This window comes from Halobacillus salinarum (assembly GCF_022919095.1).
GTDB classification, from domain to species: Bacteria; Bacillota; Bacilli; order Bacillales; family Halobacillaceae; genus Halobacillus_B; species Halobacillus_B salinarum.
The window spans coordinates 940,793-955,583 of the sequence record NZ_CP095073.1 but is presented as its reverse complement, the minus strand read 5'-3'; the positions used below and the strand labels follow the sequence as shown (position 1 = coordinate 955,583).

At 44.7% G+C, this 14,791-nt stretch carries 16 protein-coding genes; 5 read left to right on the top strand and 11 right to left on the bottom strand.

Annotated elements, in window-relative coordinates; genetic code table 11:
- Positions 1-27: 27 nt before the first annotated feature.
- Positions 28-900 carry an agmatinase gene (speB, locus tag MUN89_RS04985; RefSeq protein ID WP_244711928.1) on the bottom strand — a complete coding sequence of 291 codons (873 nt, stop codon included), beginning with the start codon at positions 898-900 and terminating at the stop codon, positions 28-30.
- Entirely contained in the window at positions 897-1,736 is an 840-nt protein-coding gene (gene speE / locus MUN89_RS04980) for a polyamine aminopropyltransferase (RefSeq protein ID WP_244711927.1), read from the bottom strand. The genes speB and speE overlap by 4 nt, the downstream gene beginning before the upstream one ends.
- 152 nt (positions 1,737-1,888) lie before the next feature.
- Here speE and MUN89_RS04975 point away from each other — a divergent pair, with 152 nt between their 5' ends.
- Together MUN89_RS04975 and MUN89_RS04970 are read left to right on the top strand one after the other, a co-directional pair.
- Entirely contained in the window at positions 1,889-3,025 is a 1,137-nt protein-coding gene (locus MUN89_RS04975) for a transglycosylase domain-containing protein (RefSeq protein WP_244711925.1), read from the top strand.
- Positions 2,959-3,942, top strand: a complete 984-nt coding sequence (locus MUN89_RS04970; RefSeq protein ID WP_244711923.1) for a penicillin-binding transpeptidase domain-containing protein — start codon at positions 2,959-2,961, stop codon at positions 3,940-3,942. Before MUN89_RS04975 ends, MUN89_RS04970 begins: the two co-directional genes overlap by 67 nt.
- 543 nt (positions 3,943-4,485) lie before the next feature.
- Here MUN89_RS04970 and MUN89_RS04965 read toward each other — a convergent pair.
- Both MUN89_RS04965 and MUN89_RS04960 read right to left on the bottom strand, forming a co-directional pair.
- On the bottom strand, positions 4,486-4,827 hold the full coding sequence (locus tag MUN89_RS04965; protein ID WP_244711922.1) for a YolD-like family protein: 342 nt from the start codon (positions 4,825-4,827) through the stop codon (positions 4,486-4,488).
- 174 nt (positions 4,828-5,001) lie between these two features.
- Positions 5,002-5,541 (bottom strand): YwhD family protein, encoded by a 540-nt coding sequence (locus tag MUN89_RS04960; protein WP_244711920.1) that lies wholly within the window; start codon positions 5,539-5,541, stop codon positions 5,002-5,004.
- A gap of 175 nt (positions 5,542-5,716) precedes the next feature.
- Here MUN89_RS04960 and MUN89_RS04955 point away from each other — a divergent pair, with 175 nt between their 5' ends.
- Positions 5,717-5,899, top strand: coding sequence for a 2-hydroxymuconate tautomerase (locus tag MUN89_RS04955; protein WP_244711918.1), 183 nt, complete (start codon positions 5,717-5,719; stop codon positions 5,897-5,899).
- 62 nt (positions 5,900-5,961) lie between these two features.
- On the opposite strand, the gene MUN89_RS04950 is transcribed toward MUN89_RS04955, so the two are convergent.
- The 6 genes from MUN89_RS04950 to MUN89_RS04925 form a co-directional block, all read right to left on the bottom strand.
- The gene (locus MUN89_RS04950) at positions 5,962-6,309 is read right to left on the bottom strand and encodes a VOC family protein (protein ID WP_244711915.1); all 348 of its coding nucleotides are present in this window, start codon (positions 6,307-6,309) and stop codon (positions 5,962-5,964) included.
- On the bottom strand, positions 6,309-6,887 hold the full coding sequence (locus MUN89_RS04945) for a GNAT family N-acetyltransferase (protein ID WP_244711914.1): 579 nt from the start codon (positions 6,885-6,887) through the stop codon (positions 6,309-6,311). Before MUN89_RS04945 ends, MUN89_RS04950 begins: the two co-directional genes overlap by 1 nt.
- On the bottom strand, positions 6,884-7,087 hold the full coding sequence (locus tag MUN89_RS04940) for a hypothetical protein (RefSeq protein WP_244711912.1): 204 nt from the start codon (positions 7,085-7,087) through the stop codon (positions 6,884-6,886). The genes MUN89_RS04945 and MUN89_RS04940 overlap by 4 nt, the downstream gene beginning before the upstream one ends.
- 34 nt (positions 7,088-7,121) lie before the next feature.
- Positions 7,122-9,107 carry an ABC transporter permease subunit gene (locus MUN89_RS04935; RefSeq protein ID WP_244711910.1) on the bottom strand — a complete coding sequence of 662 codons (1,986 nt, stop codon included), beginning with the start codon at positions 9,105-9,107 and terminating at the stop codon, positions 7,122-7,124.
- A gap of 131 nt (positions 9,108-9,238) precedes the next feature.
- Positions 9,239-9,739 carry a YwgA family protein gene (locus MUN89_RS04930; RefSeq protein WP_244711908.1) on the bottom strand — a complete coding sequence of 167 codons (501 nt, stop codon included), beginning with the start codon at positions 9,737-9,739 and terminating at the stop codon, positions 9,239-9,241.
- A gap of 17 nt (positions 9,740-9,756) precedes the next feature.
- Positions 9,757-11,052, bottom strand: coding sequence for an HD domain-containing protein (locus tag MUN89_RS04925; RefSeq protein WP_244711906.1), 1,296 nt, complete (start codon positions 11,050-11,052; stop codon positions 9,757-9,759).
- A 206-nt stretch (positions 11,053-11,258) separates the two neighbouring features.
- Between MUN89_RS04925 and MUN89_RS04920 the strand changes: the two genes are divergently transcribed.
- Entirely contained in the window at positions 11,259-12,101 is an 843-nt protein-coding gene (locus tag MUN89_RS04920) for an octanoyl-[GcvH]:protein N-octanoyltransferase (protein WP_244711904.1), read from the top strand.
- Positions 12,102-12,804: 703 nt separating this feature from the next.
- Here the strand turns inward: MUN89_RS04920 and pta are convergent.
- Positions 12,805-13,779, bottom strand: a complete 975-nt coding sequence (pta, locus tag MUN89_RS04915) for a phosphate acetyltransferase (protein WP_244711903.1) — start codon at positions 13,777-13,779, stop codon at positions 12,805-12,807.
- 217 nt (positions 13,780-13,996) lie between these two features.
- Here pta and hemQ point away from each other — a divergent pair, with 217 nt between their 5' ends.
- The gene (gene hemQ, locus MUN89_RS04910) at positions 13,997-14,734 is read left to right on the top strand and encodes a hydrogen peroxide-dependent heme synthase (protein ID WP_244711901.1); all 738 of its coding nucleotides are present in this window, start codon (positions 13,997-13,999) and stop codon (positions 14,732-14,734) included.
- Positions 14,735-14,791: the final 57 nt, after the last annotated feature.

Genomic DNA, 14,791 nt, shown 5'->3' with positions numbered 1-14,791 from the left:
TACCATTAACTTTTTCTATTCTATCATTTATTTCACAAAGCCTAAAAGCATTTCACGTACAAATTTACTGGCAGCGATGGGAGTTTTTTCAGTCGGATCATAAACAGGCGCCACTTCAACTAAATCTGCTCCGATCACTTCTACATTGGAACGGGAGATCGCATGGATGGCTTCCAAAAGCTCTTTGGAGGTGATGCCTCCTGCTTCTGCAGTCCCTGTACCCGGAGCAAATGCCGGATCGAGTACATCGATATCGATCGTAACATATACGGGACGACCACTTAATTCCGGAAGCACTTCCTTCAGCGGCTCTGCGACTTCATATTTCGACATGTACATTCCGCTTGTCTTCGCGTACTGGAACTCCTCACGCATGCCTGAGCGAATCCCAAACGAATAGACGTTGTCCGCACCGATCAGCCCGCAGGCTTTTCTCATCGGAGTGGAATGGGAAAGTACTTCGCCTTCGTATTCCTCACGCAAGTCGGCATGGGCGTCAATATGAATGACAGCCATGTCTGGATACTTTTTGTACATCGCCTGAAGCACCGGCCACGTAACGAGATGCTCCCCGCCGAGACCGAACGGGAATTTTCCTTTTTCAAGCAGCGAATCGATATAACCTTCGATGATTTGCAAGCTTTTTTCCGCATTGCCAAACGGGAGCATCATATCGCCTGCGTCAAAATAGTTTACCTCTTCTAAATGCCGGTCCAAATACGGGCTGTATTCTTCAAGTCCGATCGAGGCTTCGCGTATCCGGTTAGGACCGAATCGGGATCCCGGACGGAAGCTGACCGTCCAGTCCATCGGCATACCATAAATCACCACATCGGCGTCCTCTTCTTCTTTCCTGCTCATAATAAAGACTTTTCCGGAATAGCCGTGGTCAAAAATCATCGCCCTTCACCCTCCGTTAAATCTTTAACGAATTTCGGCAGCGCAAAGGATGCGGTATGCAGCTCTTTCGTATAATAGTTCGTCTCGATGTCGTGGAAGCGATCTTCAGCCACTTGAAGGGGGTCATAAATTTTGCTTCCCATCGTAAACGTCCACAGACCACTTGGATAAGTCGGGATATTAGCCGTGTACACTTTTGTAATCGGGAACGTTTCTTTTACATCGCTGTACACCTGACGGATCAGATCGCTCTTAAACCAAGGGTTGTCCGTTTGTGCAACGAAGATGCCATCTTCCTTCAGTGCTTTTGCGATTCCTTCATAAAAGCCTTTGGAAAACAGCTGAACAGCCGGCCCCACCGGTTCGGTTGAATCGACCATAATCACATCATATTTCCGTTCACTTTCTGCGATATGCATAAATCCGTCTTCGACTTTTACGGCCACCCGCTCATCTTCAAGCGCTCCAGCAATACTCGGCAGATATTGCTTCGAATATTCTATGACTTTCCCGTCAATCTCAACAAGCGTCGCCTGCTTGACACTCGGATGCTTCAGCACTTCACGAATCACACCGCCATCACCTCCACCGACAACGAGCACCTCTTTCGGACTCGGGTGGGTGAACAGCGGAACGTGAGCCATCATTTCATGGTAGACAAATTCATCCTTTTCCGTCGTCATCACCATATCATCAAGCACAAGCATATTGCCCCACTCTTCGGTTTCTAACATTTCCAGGTTTTGAAAATCGGTTTGTTCTTTATGCAAAGACCGGTTGATTTTAGCAGTAATGCCAAAGCTCTCCGTCTGTTTTTCTGTAAACCATGTAGCCATCTTTTATTCCCCTTCCGGTTAAGTAAAATCATGAAGCCTTAGAAATCATAATTTCTAATCCAGTAAAAAGCAACAATACGTTTATTTTACTAACTATTTATCCATAATAATAGCAATCTTATTGAATTCTTTACAGGCAGGAGTATAGAGCCATGATATTATTTATCCGTTTTACATTCAGATGGGCCAAACGAGGCCTGAAGCTCGCCGTGCTCGCAGCTGTACTCGGTGCCATTGCTGCTGCCGGGCTGCTGGGCTACGCCATTGCACTCGGACCGCCATCGCTTATGACTGAGCAGAATACACTCTATTACAGCAAGGACGGGTCGGTCATTGGCGAAGACCATGGGGCCGAAGAACGGTATTGGATCAAAAAAGAGGACATGCCGGAATCGATCATCGATGCGACTCTAGCGATTGAAGACCACCGGTTTTATGACCACTTCGGCTTTGACGTGCGGCGGATGGCTTCTGCTGCACTTACTGATTTAAAAACGTTGAGCATGGTTGAAGGAGCGAGTACGATTACGCAGCAGTACGCGAAAAATCTCTACCTTTCCCAGGACAAAACGCTGTCGAGAAAGCTGACCGAAGCTCTTTATGCCGTGCGGCTGGAATTATTTTATAAAAAAGATGAGATTTTAGAAGGGTATTTGAACACGATTTATTATGGACACGGGGCTTATGGAATCGAGGCTGCCAGCCGTTATTATTTTGATAAACACGCGCAGGATTTGAATCTTGCGGAAGCTTCTATGCTTGCCGGGATTCCAAAAGGACCAAGCTATTATTCTCCGTTCGCGAATGAACAGAATGCCGAAGAACGCCAGGAGAAGGTTCTTTCCGAAATGAAGGAAAACGGCTATATTAACACCTCAGAAGAAGCTGATGCTGCGGTCGCTTCGCTGAATTATACTGGGAAAAAAGAAACCAATCATAAAGATATTGCTCCGTACTTCCAGGACCAAGTCGTGAAGGAAGCCGCCGGTCTGTTGAACATTTCAAAAGAAGAGCTCAGAACCGGCGGGTATCATATTTACACCACTTTAGTACAGGATCACCAGAAGGATCTGGACAAAGCGATGTCCAAAGAAATTACAGACCAAACGAAAGTCCAGACAGCTGCTGTCGTCATGGACAGTCATACCGGTGCAGTAACTGCGCTTGCCGGGGCCGGGATTATGAGGAGAGTTCGTACAACCGGGCAACTCAAGCAAAGCGGATGGTCGGGTCAACCATTAAGCCATTTCTTTATTATGCGGCCCTTGATAAAGGATTTTCTCCCGTGACAATGCAGGTTAGTAAACCGACGACCTTTGATTTGAAGGATGGCAAGGTGTATGCTCCGACGAACTACAACAACTACTATGCCGACAAGGCGATTACAATGGCCCAAGCGCTCGCTTTATCCGACAACATATATGCCGTAAAAACCAACTTAAAAATCGGTCCGGAGAACCTGGTAAAAACACTGCACACGTTTGGCGTATCCGGAAAGCTGCCTTCCGTGCCTTCTCTGGCTCTCGGGACTGCTTCGATTTCTTTATACGATATGGTCAGCGCCTACGGAAGAATGGTAGCCGGTACAGAATCCATTCATGCTCATACGGTTGATAAAATTACTGACCGTCATGACAATGTGCTGTACGAATTCAAGCCTGTGTACAAAGAAGACGATAAAATCGATCCCGACCGCGCTTTTGAAGTCACTCACATGATGACCGGGATGTTCGATTCTTCCTTGGACGGATATATGAGCGTTACCGGCTCGACCATTGCCAACCGCCTGACGCGGATGTATGGCGGCAAGTCCGGAACGACCGATTACGACAGCTGGATGATCGGCTTCAGCCCGCAATACGTCACAGGTGTATGGACGGGGTTTGACGATGGCAGCAAGCCGCTCACGAAAACAGCTGATCACCAGATTCCGAAAGAAGTATGGGCGGATACGATGGAAGATATCCATAAACCGCTTCCTAACGCTGCTTTTACCCCTACTCCCGGGGTGAAGGGGGTCTATATCGATCCGGAAACGGGTAAGCTTTCTGGTCCGAATTGTCCGAAGGAACGGCTTGTTTATTTGGAGAAAAAAGATATTCCGAAAGAGACGTGTGGTGGGAATGAAAGCAAGCTGAAAGAGGAAATTGAGAAGCAGTTCAAGCATGATCCATGGTTCAAGGGGATTGTGGACTGGTTCTTCTAAATAAAAATGTGGAACTTCCAATCGGAAGTTCCTTTTTTGTAATCTGAGGATGAGGAGGTGAAAAGGGTGGCGGAAAACGCTCGCTTTCCGCAGGCGACGGTGTGTCTCCTCGGTCTGCGACCTGCGGGGCCACACCCTGTCTTGTACTCCTGCAGGAGTCTCACATTTCCCGCCACCCTTTTTGCCATAGATAGGCTTTCTGATTTTTTCTTTAATCGGCAATCCTTTTATCTAATGGCTCATAGTCTTGTCTAGTGCAAAGGAAAGCTCCACTGTTTCAGCTAAGGTATTTCTCCCTTCCCTATAGTTTCTCTTAGCCAGCAGGAATATTCCCTCTTCCTTTTCCACCACATTCAACATAGAACTTCCTTTTAAGGAAGAAGACAGAAAAAACGACCGGTGGTGTGCCGGTCGTTTTTTCTGTCCTAGTAATACATGTATGGTCCATGTGATACCTAATATATTACCACGAATGGATGGTCGTCAAGCAACGTATTCTAAAAATTCCAACATTAGATGTGAACATTTTGTGAACATGTTTTTTCAAACAATCGAAATGTCCGAAATTTCCTCAAGCTGAAAAGCCACTTTTTCCTTCGTCAGCCAGTCGACACCGAAGATTTTCCGATCCATCTTATTGATGTATTCCATTTTCATTTCTATTTCATCATAATCAAATCCATTATATACCTTCACTCGTACTGTTAAGTCATCATGCAAGGCGCGCTGTAAAATAAAATCAATTTCAATGGCTTTCTGTTCATCCATGATCCCTTTCTCCACGCGTTCATCTTCTTTCCAAAGCTTTTTGATCATTTCAACGTGCTCTGGAAGCATTAGTGATGTCCATTTAATCGACCCGCGGTCACGATTACTGCTGTCCATAGATGATCCTCCTTTAATACGAACGTTTGTTCTTATTGTACCATAAAGAAGCGAACCGTAAACTGGAATTTTCAGGATTATTAAATGAACTTATAGGAATCTAGTTGAAATTGAGCGTTAAACAGGCTGCTGGGATATTACTCCCAACAGCCTTCATTCATTCGGTAAATAGTGCTAATGCACACCTAACGAGTCTTTTAATTCCTGAGCCGTATTTTCCCAAAGTTCAGGTTTAAAGTCACGCAAGTATTCTCCTAAAATTTTCTTTGAAACATCGTCCATATGGTCAACGACAAAGCGGCCTTTCATCGATTTATCCATATGGTTGACATGCTCAGGCATCCGCTTGTAGCCGCGCTTAATTGAACGGTCCACGCGGAGCTCACTGCAGGCTACCCCGTAATAACAAGGATTCCCTTCACGATAATCCACGGTTACCCAGCCAATCCAATAAAGCTTGCCATTCGGAACTTCCGCTTTATCCGAAAGAAACTTAATGCGTTTTTCCACTTTACTTCGGGCGTGCAGGGCGCCCATATCGACAAAGGCCTCGCCTTCGTTTGGATCAACAATGACCGGTGTCATATTCTCCAGGCTGATGGAACCGACCCCATAGCCGCCATGACCGTCCGTGGAGTCATCTTTAATAATTGTAAACTGGTTTTTCTTCTTATCACGATCTTCTTTATTTTTAAATTGATCAAATTCCTTCATGCTCGCAATGTCCTCCTTTTGGCCTTTCTATTGTTCTCATTTTAACATATGCACTTGCTGGTTTTCAGCGTAGAGCAGGGCAGCAGGAAAATTTTTGTCTCGAAAGAAGGATTTTGGCCGAACATGGCGAATAAAGTAATGATCGATCTATACATATAAAAGGGGAGGTCGTGACATGCCTATTGTGACAGTTCAAATGCTGGAAGGGCGCACAGACAAACAGAAAAAAGCCTTAATTGAAGAAGTGACTAACGCCGTAACGGAAACAACGGGCGCTAGTAAATCAGCGGTGACTGTAGTGATTGAGGAAATGTCAAAAAGCAACTACGGTGTCGCAGGTCAACGACTTATCGATTGAACACATAGCTAGGCAGCAAAAGACCCTGAGCTCTCTTATTGCTCAGGGTCTTTTGTCTGCCTTCACGCCTGGATAAAACCTAGTTCATTGCCATCTAAATCAGCGATCGTAAACTTTGTAGAGCCATATTCCGTGTCAAACAGCTCTTCGACAACGGTTACTCGTGCCTTAAGCTCCTTCCAAAGCTCGTTCACGTCGTCGATATAAAAATTGAACCGGCCAGGGGAGGGATAGTCCGGATGCTCCATAATCGCAAAGATCGCGCCGTTTCCTTTTTCAAAATGAGCATAATTCGGCTTCTCAGGCGGCCACAAAGCTTCCACTTTAAAACCTAAATGAGTTTCGTACCAACCGATTGCTTTCTGTAAGTTCTTCACGTTGGCACGTACGTGTCCAAGACTCGTTTCCATTAGGATTTACCCTCCTTAATCAAACGTTTGTTTAACGCTGAGAATTCCTGTTTTAATAATGAAAAAACGACCGTATCGTGAAATTCACTGCCGTCAAAATCCGTTTCCCGAAACCTTCCCTCTTCCTTGAATCCATATTTCTCGAGCAGGCGGCGGGAATGGGCGTTCCCCGAAAAAATGTCGCCGACCAGACGGTTTAACTCAAGGTCTTCAAATACAAACGGAAGGATGCACGCGAACACTTCACTCATCACGCCTTTATTTTGGTGATCCGGATGTATGATCGCTCCCATTTCTGCTTTTCTGTGCCAGAAATGAAGCTTGTGAAGCCGGAAAAAGCCGATGACCTTTTCCTGATCCATAATGACCCACGGAATTTCTTTTTCGCCATAAAACTGATGAATTCGCTGCTCAATATACTCATTCATGTCTTCCAATGTTTCAACAGGATGAGGCGTAATAAATTTCATTGTTTCCTTATCTCCCATAAAAGCGAGCAGTTCTTGAGCATCACATATATTCAATCCACGGAGTTGATAGTTTTCCGTTGTCAGCACTGGTATCGTATCCCACTTCACTTATCCCCACTCCTTTTCATGGCGGTGACCTGTTTTTTAGTATTCACAAAGGCAGAACCATTGGTGGTCCATTCGCCATTTTTTGTATTTAATCCTCTTCTCCGCTTCTTTAATCGTTCTATCCAATGCTTTTTTTCTACTGTTAGAACTCCTACTTTTGCCTGCTGTACATTCTTAATTCCTTCTACGATGAACTGCATTGCGGAGCAAACGACCCACAAACAGCCCTTCTTTCTACAAGGTATTTGAACGTTCACTGTGGGTAAAAACAAAATCCCCTTCTTTCGGTGTATGGGGCTGAACGCCTGGTTTAGAGCGCTGTGGCAGCAGCCTTTTCAGCCAGTTGGTGTGTTCAACCGGAACCCCGACGCGTTTTTGCTGCACTTCTTTTATCCCTTGAACAATAAGCTGCATGGACAGGATTAAAATCATAAAGGAAACAAGAGCTGGAATGATCAGCCACCAATGCCCAGTCATAAGCGAATTCTTTGCTGAACCGATCAATCCGGACCATTCATAGGTCATGGACCTGGGAGGGTCCTGCATCAGCCCTCCATGCGTCAGCTTCGTTCCGCCAAAGAATAAGGAAAACACCCCTAAATGAATAAAAATCAAAAGTGTCTGGATAAATTGCTGGCCAAATACGATCCCCATGCGGGCACTTAAGTGCGGAAGAAGATGCTTCCATAACAGATGGAGAGAACTTCCTCCGAGAATCTTGGTACTCATGACAAACTCCTGCCTCATAATCAGTTTCATTTCATTGCCAAACAGCGTCACAATGAGCGGAACTACGACAAGCGTTAATACAAAGCCCTGATAGATAATCCTCTCGCTCATCGTCGTTGTAAATCCCCCGGGCGGCATGCTTAAGACGGGAGCAAGCAGAATAAACGCAATAATGGTCTGCGGCAGAAAATGCATGCCGTCGACAAGCTTCTCAATACCTCGCTGCAGGCGGTTCGGGAGAAAAAAAGCAAACGGAACCGCAAGTACAAAGCCGATAAACATACGGAGAAAAGCAATGATAAAAGCAAATAAAATCGTGTACTTGGCACCGGCAAGCAGCTCGTCAAAAATACTGAAACCAAGCGAATCGGTACCGAGAAACACATATTTTGGCGAGTGCGGGGCAGCAGAGACGAGACGGTGCTCATCGTTGTAGATATGGTAATACTTATCGATTAAAGGATCAGCAGTCATGGTATAAATAATGCTCGTCACAAGAATGCCGCCAATTACGGTAAACCCGAGCAGGAATTTCCAATTTTTGAAATGGGCTCCTGCTTCACTCAGCACCTGCTTCCAGCTGTTTTTATTAGCCTTAACAGCCCCCTGTCCAATAAAGCTGTTCATTTTAAAATCCACGTGTTGTTCCACGCTGCGGTCATTAAAAATAAACAGCTCAGTTCCTTGATAAAGCACAAAGAACGGGGTGAACAGCATGAAAAGGATGACTGCGGAAACAATGGGTGTGAAATCTTGAATAAAGGCATCGGTAATCCCATGAATATTAAAGATGTATTCAATAATTAACAGGCTGGATAAGCTCGCCCAGAGAATAATTTTGGAGTGATAAAACGCACTTTTCACTACGTTCCTGAGAATATGGACGTTGAGCACGTCTCCTTTCTCGATCCCTTTGCTTTTAGCCATTTGTACATATGATTTCGTCATCTCTTCATCGATCAGCATCAGCATCACCTTGTAAAGAGAAACCATCGGCAGAATAGCAATAGCGATGATCGGAAGCATGTACACTTTTTCCTGCCCTACAGAAGCAAACGGAATCAAAAGCGAGGTTTGTTTATAAAACCACACAACAAACAGCTGCAAACAGAAGGCAAGCAGCAGGTCCGGAACAGCTTCGAGCACATTCAATAATCGGCCGACAAGCTGCTTGGCCCAATTGGGAAGAAAAAATGTTCCCAGCGAAAGAAGTAAGGCGAGAATGAACCCCAGCACAATGCCCGAAAAGAAAATCGTCATCGAATATGTATAGGGCTCCCATAAGTATTGAAGCAGTGGAACCGGCCTGCCTTTAAAGTGATAGACCCACTGGTCCGGCTGTACGATTTGTGTGAAAAGATGTTGGAGCGAGGCGAAGTACGATGATAGTTCAAAGAAGCTGCCGTTTGTAAACAGAGCAGGCGAAGCACTAATAAACAGGATCCCTGCCAGGCCAAGTAAATAATAGACGGCAAATTTGATGATTTTCATTTGTTGACCCCCATTTCTACTATAAATCTCCCTATACCTGTGTCTTTTTCTCTAATTTTTTTTAATAATCAGACACAATCGAACAAAAAAAGATATACTGCATAACAGTATATCTTACACTCTATTACATTTTAATGAATCTGACGTAACATTTCAATAAAATTCCATCCGTCTTCCAAGTCTGCCTCGGTATACTTCTGCTTGCTTTTTACTTGATAAACCTTCTCGGCTACTTCTTCCCTTGGATACTCCTCAAAGTACAGCATCGTAGAAACCAGCTCGAGAAACTTGGAGCTTCGTTCATTCATTGCTTCTATGTGTTTGTCCAAAGGCGGCAGATCGATCGTGTAGTGCTTAAGAAAATCCCTGCCTTCCTCGGTCACCTCATAGCGGTATTGGTAGTAGTTTTTCTTCTCTTCACGAGTTTCATTGATAAAGCCGAGGTTGCACATCTCCTCTACTCTCAGCGTCAACTCTTCTGAATAGGGTCCGTAAAAATGAAATTGGTAGCGTTCTTCAAACGGGATCTCACACTTTTTCAGTATGTAAATCATTTTCTGCAGCTTTTTACGTCCAACAATGGCGTCTGAGCTCGAAAAAAACCTCATCAATTTAGCATGATTTTCAAGCATAATACACGCTCCACTCCTTATCCATACAAGATTTCCATAATTCGTTTCTTCGTTTTGCTCCGGCTCGACATCTCCTCAAGCTTATCAAGAGGAACGTAGAGCTTGTGGTCCGTTCGTTTCTTTCCAGAGATCGATTCAACGATATCTGAAAGCCTGGACAGCTCTTTTAACTCCTGATTCGGCTGCAGCAAGTGAATCGGCAGACGCTCCTCTTCTTCCCCGGGGCGGTAAAAATCATACGGAAGATCAGAGCTTGAATCGACGACTAAATAATAATCAGGATTCAGTCCGGCTTTTGAAAACAGTTTATAAAGCTCCATCCATTCATTCATCTGGGAATTCGGATTAAACTCAATGTATTTAAACAGGCGTCGGTTTACAAAGCGGTCGCACAAATCACTTAAGATCGGGTCCTCTTCCATCATCCATGACTGGAAATAAAAGAGCGTCACAGCTTCATCGAGCTCCAAGTATTCCTTCAGTGTCGGCTTGCCTGCGAAAAATGACAGAAAATGCGCAGGCACCAGCCTGAATTCGTACCCGTCCTCGTAAAGCTCTTTAGCCCGGTGAAGTATTTTGGAGAGGATCACCTCTGCACTGCGGGTTACCGGATGAAAATAAACCTGCCAGTACATTTGATAACGGCTCATAATATAATCCTCAACGGCGTGCATGCCGCTTTCTTTAATGACCACTTGATCTTCCATCGGCCGCATGACACGGAGAATTCGTTCCATATCAAAGTGGCCGTAGCTTACACCGGTAAAGTAAGCATCCCGCTGCAGATAATCCATCCGATCAGCGTCAATCTGGCTGGAGATTAAACTGACGACGAGCTTATTGCTGTAAGTCTTATTAATAACATCAGCCACTTTTTTAGGAAAGCCAGGCTCCACTTTTTTTAAAACTTCATGCACGTGCGTATCTCCGAGCAGGATGACCTGAGTGAAATGTTCATGGTCTAGTTTGAACACTTTTTCAAAAGAATGGGAAAACGGTCCGTGCCCTAAATCGTGCAGCAGAGCTGCACACAAGCAAAGCAGTCGTTCGCCATTATTCCAATTCGGGCGGTCTTTGAAATTCTCGATAATCCGCCTGACAATCTCATAAACGCCCAGCGAATGATTAAAACGGCTGTGCTCAGCCCCATGGAACGTTAAATACGTCGTCCCCAGCTGCTTGATCCGCCTTAAGCGCTGGAATTCCGGCGTACCTATTAAATCCCAGATTACCCGGTCCCTGACGTGGACGTAACGGTGAACGGGATCTTTAAATACTTTTTCTTCATGTAATTTCTCGTCACGATAAGCCATCCTTTTGTCCTTTCTTAACACCATTTTTTCTATTATATACCTTCTGTTGCGACAAAAAAACGTCTTGACAGCAATCTAAAAGAATAAAGCTAACCAGCGCTGACGATTCAGCCGGCAGCCTATTTTACCTTCCGTCTATCATTCATGCAACAGCAAAGTTCTGGTATAATGGAGTTTGCCTTGACGCATATAAAGGAGTAACGACTATGAAAAAGATTCATCCATTATTACAGCCCCAGAGCTATCGTTTTATCGACCAGAGCAGTCTTGGACCTCAGTTCTCTGCCTTGCAGTCGTTTGCGTTTGACGATGCTTTAGCCATTTCTGTCGGTGAGCATAACAGCCCGACCACAGCCCGGCTTTGGGTGCACCATGACACGATCGTGCTCGGTATTCCCGATGCCAGACTTCCATATATTGATGAAGGCATTCAATTTCTTAACTCAAAAGGCAACCAGGTGATTATTCGTAATTCCGGCGGACTTGCCGTCGTGCTTGATGAAGGCGTACTGAACTTGTCCCTCATCTTTCCAAATTCGAAAGAAGTCAATATTTACGAAGGCTATGACGCTATGGTTGACTTTATTAAACTGCTGCTTGCTGATATCACCAATGAAATTGAAGCCTATGAAATTACGCAGTCCTACTGCCCCGGCACGTATGATTTAAGCATCCGAGGCAGAAAGTTTGCCGGCATTTCCCAGCGGCGTGTCAAAAAAGGCTCTGCGGTCCAGATTTACCTTGATGTCACTGGAAGTGGCGCAGAACGCGCGCGATTATTAAAAGAATTTTATCAAATTGGCAAAAAGAATGAAGAGACCCGGTTTGAATACCCGGATATTGAGCCGGATGTGATGGCTTCTCTTAATGAACTGCTCGGAACAGACTTTACGGTTGCCGATATCCGCAACCGGATTCTCGAAAAATTAAACGAATTGTCTGGTGAAGTGACCACCCGCTCGCTTGAAGGCGAAGAAGTTGATCACTTCAACAAACGGCTGCAGCAAATGATTCAAAGAAATGAAAAAGCACTGGCTCATCTTGAATAGATGACCGGTGCTTTTTTAGATCATAATGATTTTATGTCCCATGGGGTAAAGATCACTTCGCTTTCCGCGGACGAACGCCCGAGCTTCCTCGCAAAAACCGCGCTGCTGGATCTCGGCTCGTCCGTTTTCCGCAGGAGCCTCGTTTTCCCACTCGAAAGCTGATAATCTTGAAAAAGGCTCTCCTTCAACTAGAACTAGCGTTGGTTTTGTCCAAGACTCTATTAAAATAGATAAAAATCACTTTAAATTATTGAGAAAAGATAGGCTGAGAACAGCTAAAGAGAACGCCAAGCCACTTAGCTGAACTTATTCTAGCTGATAAAGCGTTGTTCTTGTTTTCACAGGCAGCCATAAGAGTGCCTATTCTCGCCTATTTAGTTAATCACGTATGAAATATACGAACATGAGAATAGAATGGTATATGAAAACTTGAATCGTAGTCCAACATCCGTAGACTCCTGCGGGAACAGCACGAGCCGAAGACTCCGGAAGAAAGCGTTCGTTGCTTTCCGAGGAGGCTGAGGACGTGCCAGCGGATAGCGAAGGATGTTGACGAAGCGGCGCTATTCTGTACGGGAAATATGAAAAACACCTCCAAATGGAAGTGAATGATTTACCATTTGAAGGTGTTTTAATATGGCTCATTTAATTAAGTCTGGCTAAAATAAACAGTTCGTTTTTTCGATTATAAGGTTTTATAAGCTCAGGATAACGATTGAGCGGCTGTGATAATTGCCAGGTTGTAAACGTCATCGGAGTTGCATCCGCGGGACAGGTCGTTGACCGGCTGATTCAAGCCTTGAAGAATCGGTCCGACGGCATCAAAGCTGCCTAAACGCTGGGCAATTTTATAACCGATATTCCCTGCTTCAAGACTCGGGAAGATAAACGTATTAGCTTCTCCGTTTAATGGGGAGTCCGGTGCTTTCTTTTGAGCCACTTCCGGTACGAAAGCTGCGTCAAACTGAAATTCGCCATCGATCAATAAATCAGCGTTCTGTTCCTTAGCCAGAGCGACCGCATCTGTCACTTTTTCCGTTTCCGGTGACTTAGCTGAACCGCGCGTTGAAAAGCTGAGCATAGCGATTTTAGGATCAATGTTAAACAACTTGGCCGTGTCCGCACTTGCCAGCGCAATTTCTGCTAAGTCCTGGCTGTCCGGTGAAATATTAATCGCACAGTCCGCGAACACATACTTCTCTTCATCGCGAACCATGATAAAGACGCCGGATGTTTTTTTAATGCCTGGCTTTGTTTTTATAATCTGCAATGCCGGACGGACAGTGTCAGCAGTCGAATGAGCGGCACCGCTCACAAGCCCGTCTGCTTTGTTCATATAAACGAGCATCGTTCCGAAATAGTTCTCGTCTTTAAGAATATCTCTTGCCTGCTCTTCCGTAGCTTTCCCTTTCCTTCGATCGACAAAGGAAGCTGTCATTTCTTCAAAGCCTTCATAATTCTCCGGGTCAAGAATTTCAGACGTTGAAATATCCACTCCACATTCAGAGGCTTTCTGTTTCACTTTTTCTTTATTTCCTACTAGTACAGGTTGCACTAAGCCTTCTGCACCAAGTTTACTTACAGCAGTGAGGATTCGTTCATCTAAACCTTCAGGGAATACGACTCTCTTGCCTTGATTGTTGATTTTGGCCTTCAGCGTATCAAATAAGCTGCTCATAGGTTTCCCTCCAATTTACTATTGTGTACTATATAATAAGACCTTTTGTGTTCAATGAAAAGTCCTTCGAACCAAAAATTTCACGTTAAGCGATTTCATTTTCACTTTACCCTAAAAAATTGTTCACAATACTTTCAAATTGGCTGAACTGCTCTATTTTCACAACTATGTTATATTGAAAATGGAAAAAGTTTAGTGATAAAGGAGCGATCACGCCATGCCAGAAGCAGTTGTAACGATGGATGGATGGTATTGTCTGCATGACTTCCGTTCGATTGATTGGACGACCTGGAAATATGCCAGCAGTGAAGAACGTGAGCAGGCGATCCATGAATTTCGTGAATTAGTTGGAAAATGGGAAGATACGGAGCAGTCCAAGCAAGGCAGCCATGCCTTATATACGATAGTCGGCCAGAAAGCGGATTTTATGATGATGATCCTTCGCCCTACGATGGAGGAATTAAATGAAATCGAAACCGCTTTTAACAAGACAAAGCTGGCTGAATTCACGACGCCTGCTTATTCCTATGTATCGGTTGTCGAATTATCCAATTACATGGGAAATGCCAATGAAGAAGATCCAGAAATTCAAGCACGCTTGAAGCCGATTCTTCCGAAATGGAACCATATCTGCTTTTACCCGATGGACAAGCGCAGACAAGGAAATGATAATTGGTATGTACTTGAAAAAGACGATCGCGCCAAGCTGATGTATGCACATGGCATGACCGGCCGGCAATACGCAGGCAAAATCCGCCAGATTATTACCGGTTCTATCGGCTTTGACGACTGGGAATGGGGCGTGACTTTATTTGCTCACGATGTTCTCCAGTTTAAGAAGCTCGTGTACGAAATGCGATTTGACGAAGTCACCTCGCGTTATGGAGATTTTGGCTCCTTTTATGTAGGGAACCTGCTTAAACCGGAAGCCATTCCCCAATTTCTCCATATCTAAATTTTATACCATCTCTTAGAGGATGACCCATGTGGGTCATCCTCTAAATTTTTATTC

What these genes read in the sequence shown, in the direction of transcription:
- speB (WP_244711928.1), bottom strand. Translation starts at nt 900, where the DNA reads ATGATTTTTGACCACGGCTATTCCGGAAAAGTCTTTATTATGAGCAGG.
- speE (WP_244711927.1), bottom strand. Translation starts at nt 1,736, where the DNA reads ATGGCTACATGGTTTACAGAAAAACAGACGGAGAGCTTTGGCATTACT.
- MUN89_RS04975 (WP_244711925.1), top strand. Translation starts at nt 1,889, where the DNA reads ATGATATTATTTATCCGTTTTACATTCAGATGGGCCAAACGAGGCCTG.
- MUN89_RS04970 (WP_244711923.1), top strand. Translation starts at nt 2,959, where the DNA reads ATGGTCGGGTCAACCATTAAGCCATTTCTTTATTATGCGGCCCTTGAT.
- MUN89_RS04965 (WP_244711922.1), bottom strand. Translation starts at nt 4,827, where the DNA reads ATGGACAGCAGTAATCGTGACCGCGGGTCGATTAAATGGACATCACTA.
- MUN89_RS04960 (WP_244711920.1), bottom strand. Translation starts at nt 5,541, where the DNA reads ATGAAGGAATTTGATCAATTTAAAAATAAAGAAGATCGTGATAAGAAG.
- MUN89_RS04955 (WP_244711918.1), top strand. Translation starts at nt 5,717, where the DNA reads ATGCCTATTGTGACAGTTCAAATGCTGGAAGGGCGCACAGACAAACAG.
- MUN89_RS04950 (WP_244711915.1), bottom strand. Translation starts at nt 6,309, where the DNA reads ATGGAAACGAGTCTTGGACACGTACGTGCCAACGTGAAGAACTTACAG.
- MUN89_RS04940 (WP_244711912.1), bottom strand. Translation starts at nt 7,087, where the DNA reads ATGCAGTTCATCGTAGAAGGAATTAAGAATGTACAGCAGGCAAAAGTA.
- MUN89_RS04935 (WP_244711910.1), bottom strand. Translation starts at nt 9,107, where the DNA reads ATGAAAATCATCAAATTTGCCGTCTATTATTTACTTGGCCTGGCAGGG.
- MUN89_RS04930 (WP_244711908.1), bottom strand. Translation starts at nt 9,739, where the DNA reads ATGCTTGAAAATCATGCTAAATTGATGAGGTTTTTTTCGAGCTCAGAC.
- MUN89_RS04925 (WP_244711906.1), bottom strand. Translation starts at nt 11,052, where the DNA reads ATGGCTTATCGTGACGAGAAATTACATGAAGAAAAAGTATTTAAAGAT.
- MUN89_RS04920 (WP_244711904.1), top strand. Translation starts at nt 11,259, where the DNA reads ATGAAAAAGATTCATCCATTATTACAGCCCCAGAGCTATCGTTTTATC.
- pta (WP_244711903.1), bottom strand. Translation starts at nt 13,779, where the DNA reads ATGAGCAGCTTATTTGATACGCTGAAGGCCAAAATCAACAATCAAGGC.
- hemQ (WP_244711901.1), top strand. Translation starts at nt 13,997, where the DNA reads ATGCCAGAAGCAGTTGTAACGATGGATGGATGGTATTGTCTGCATGAC.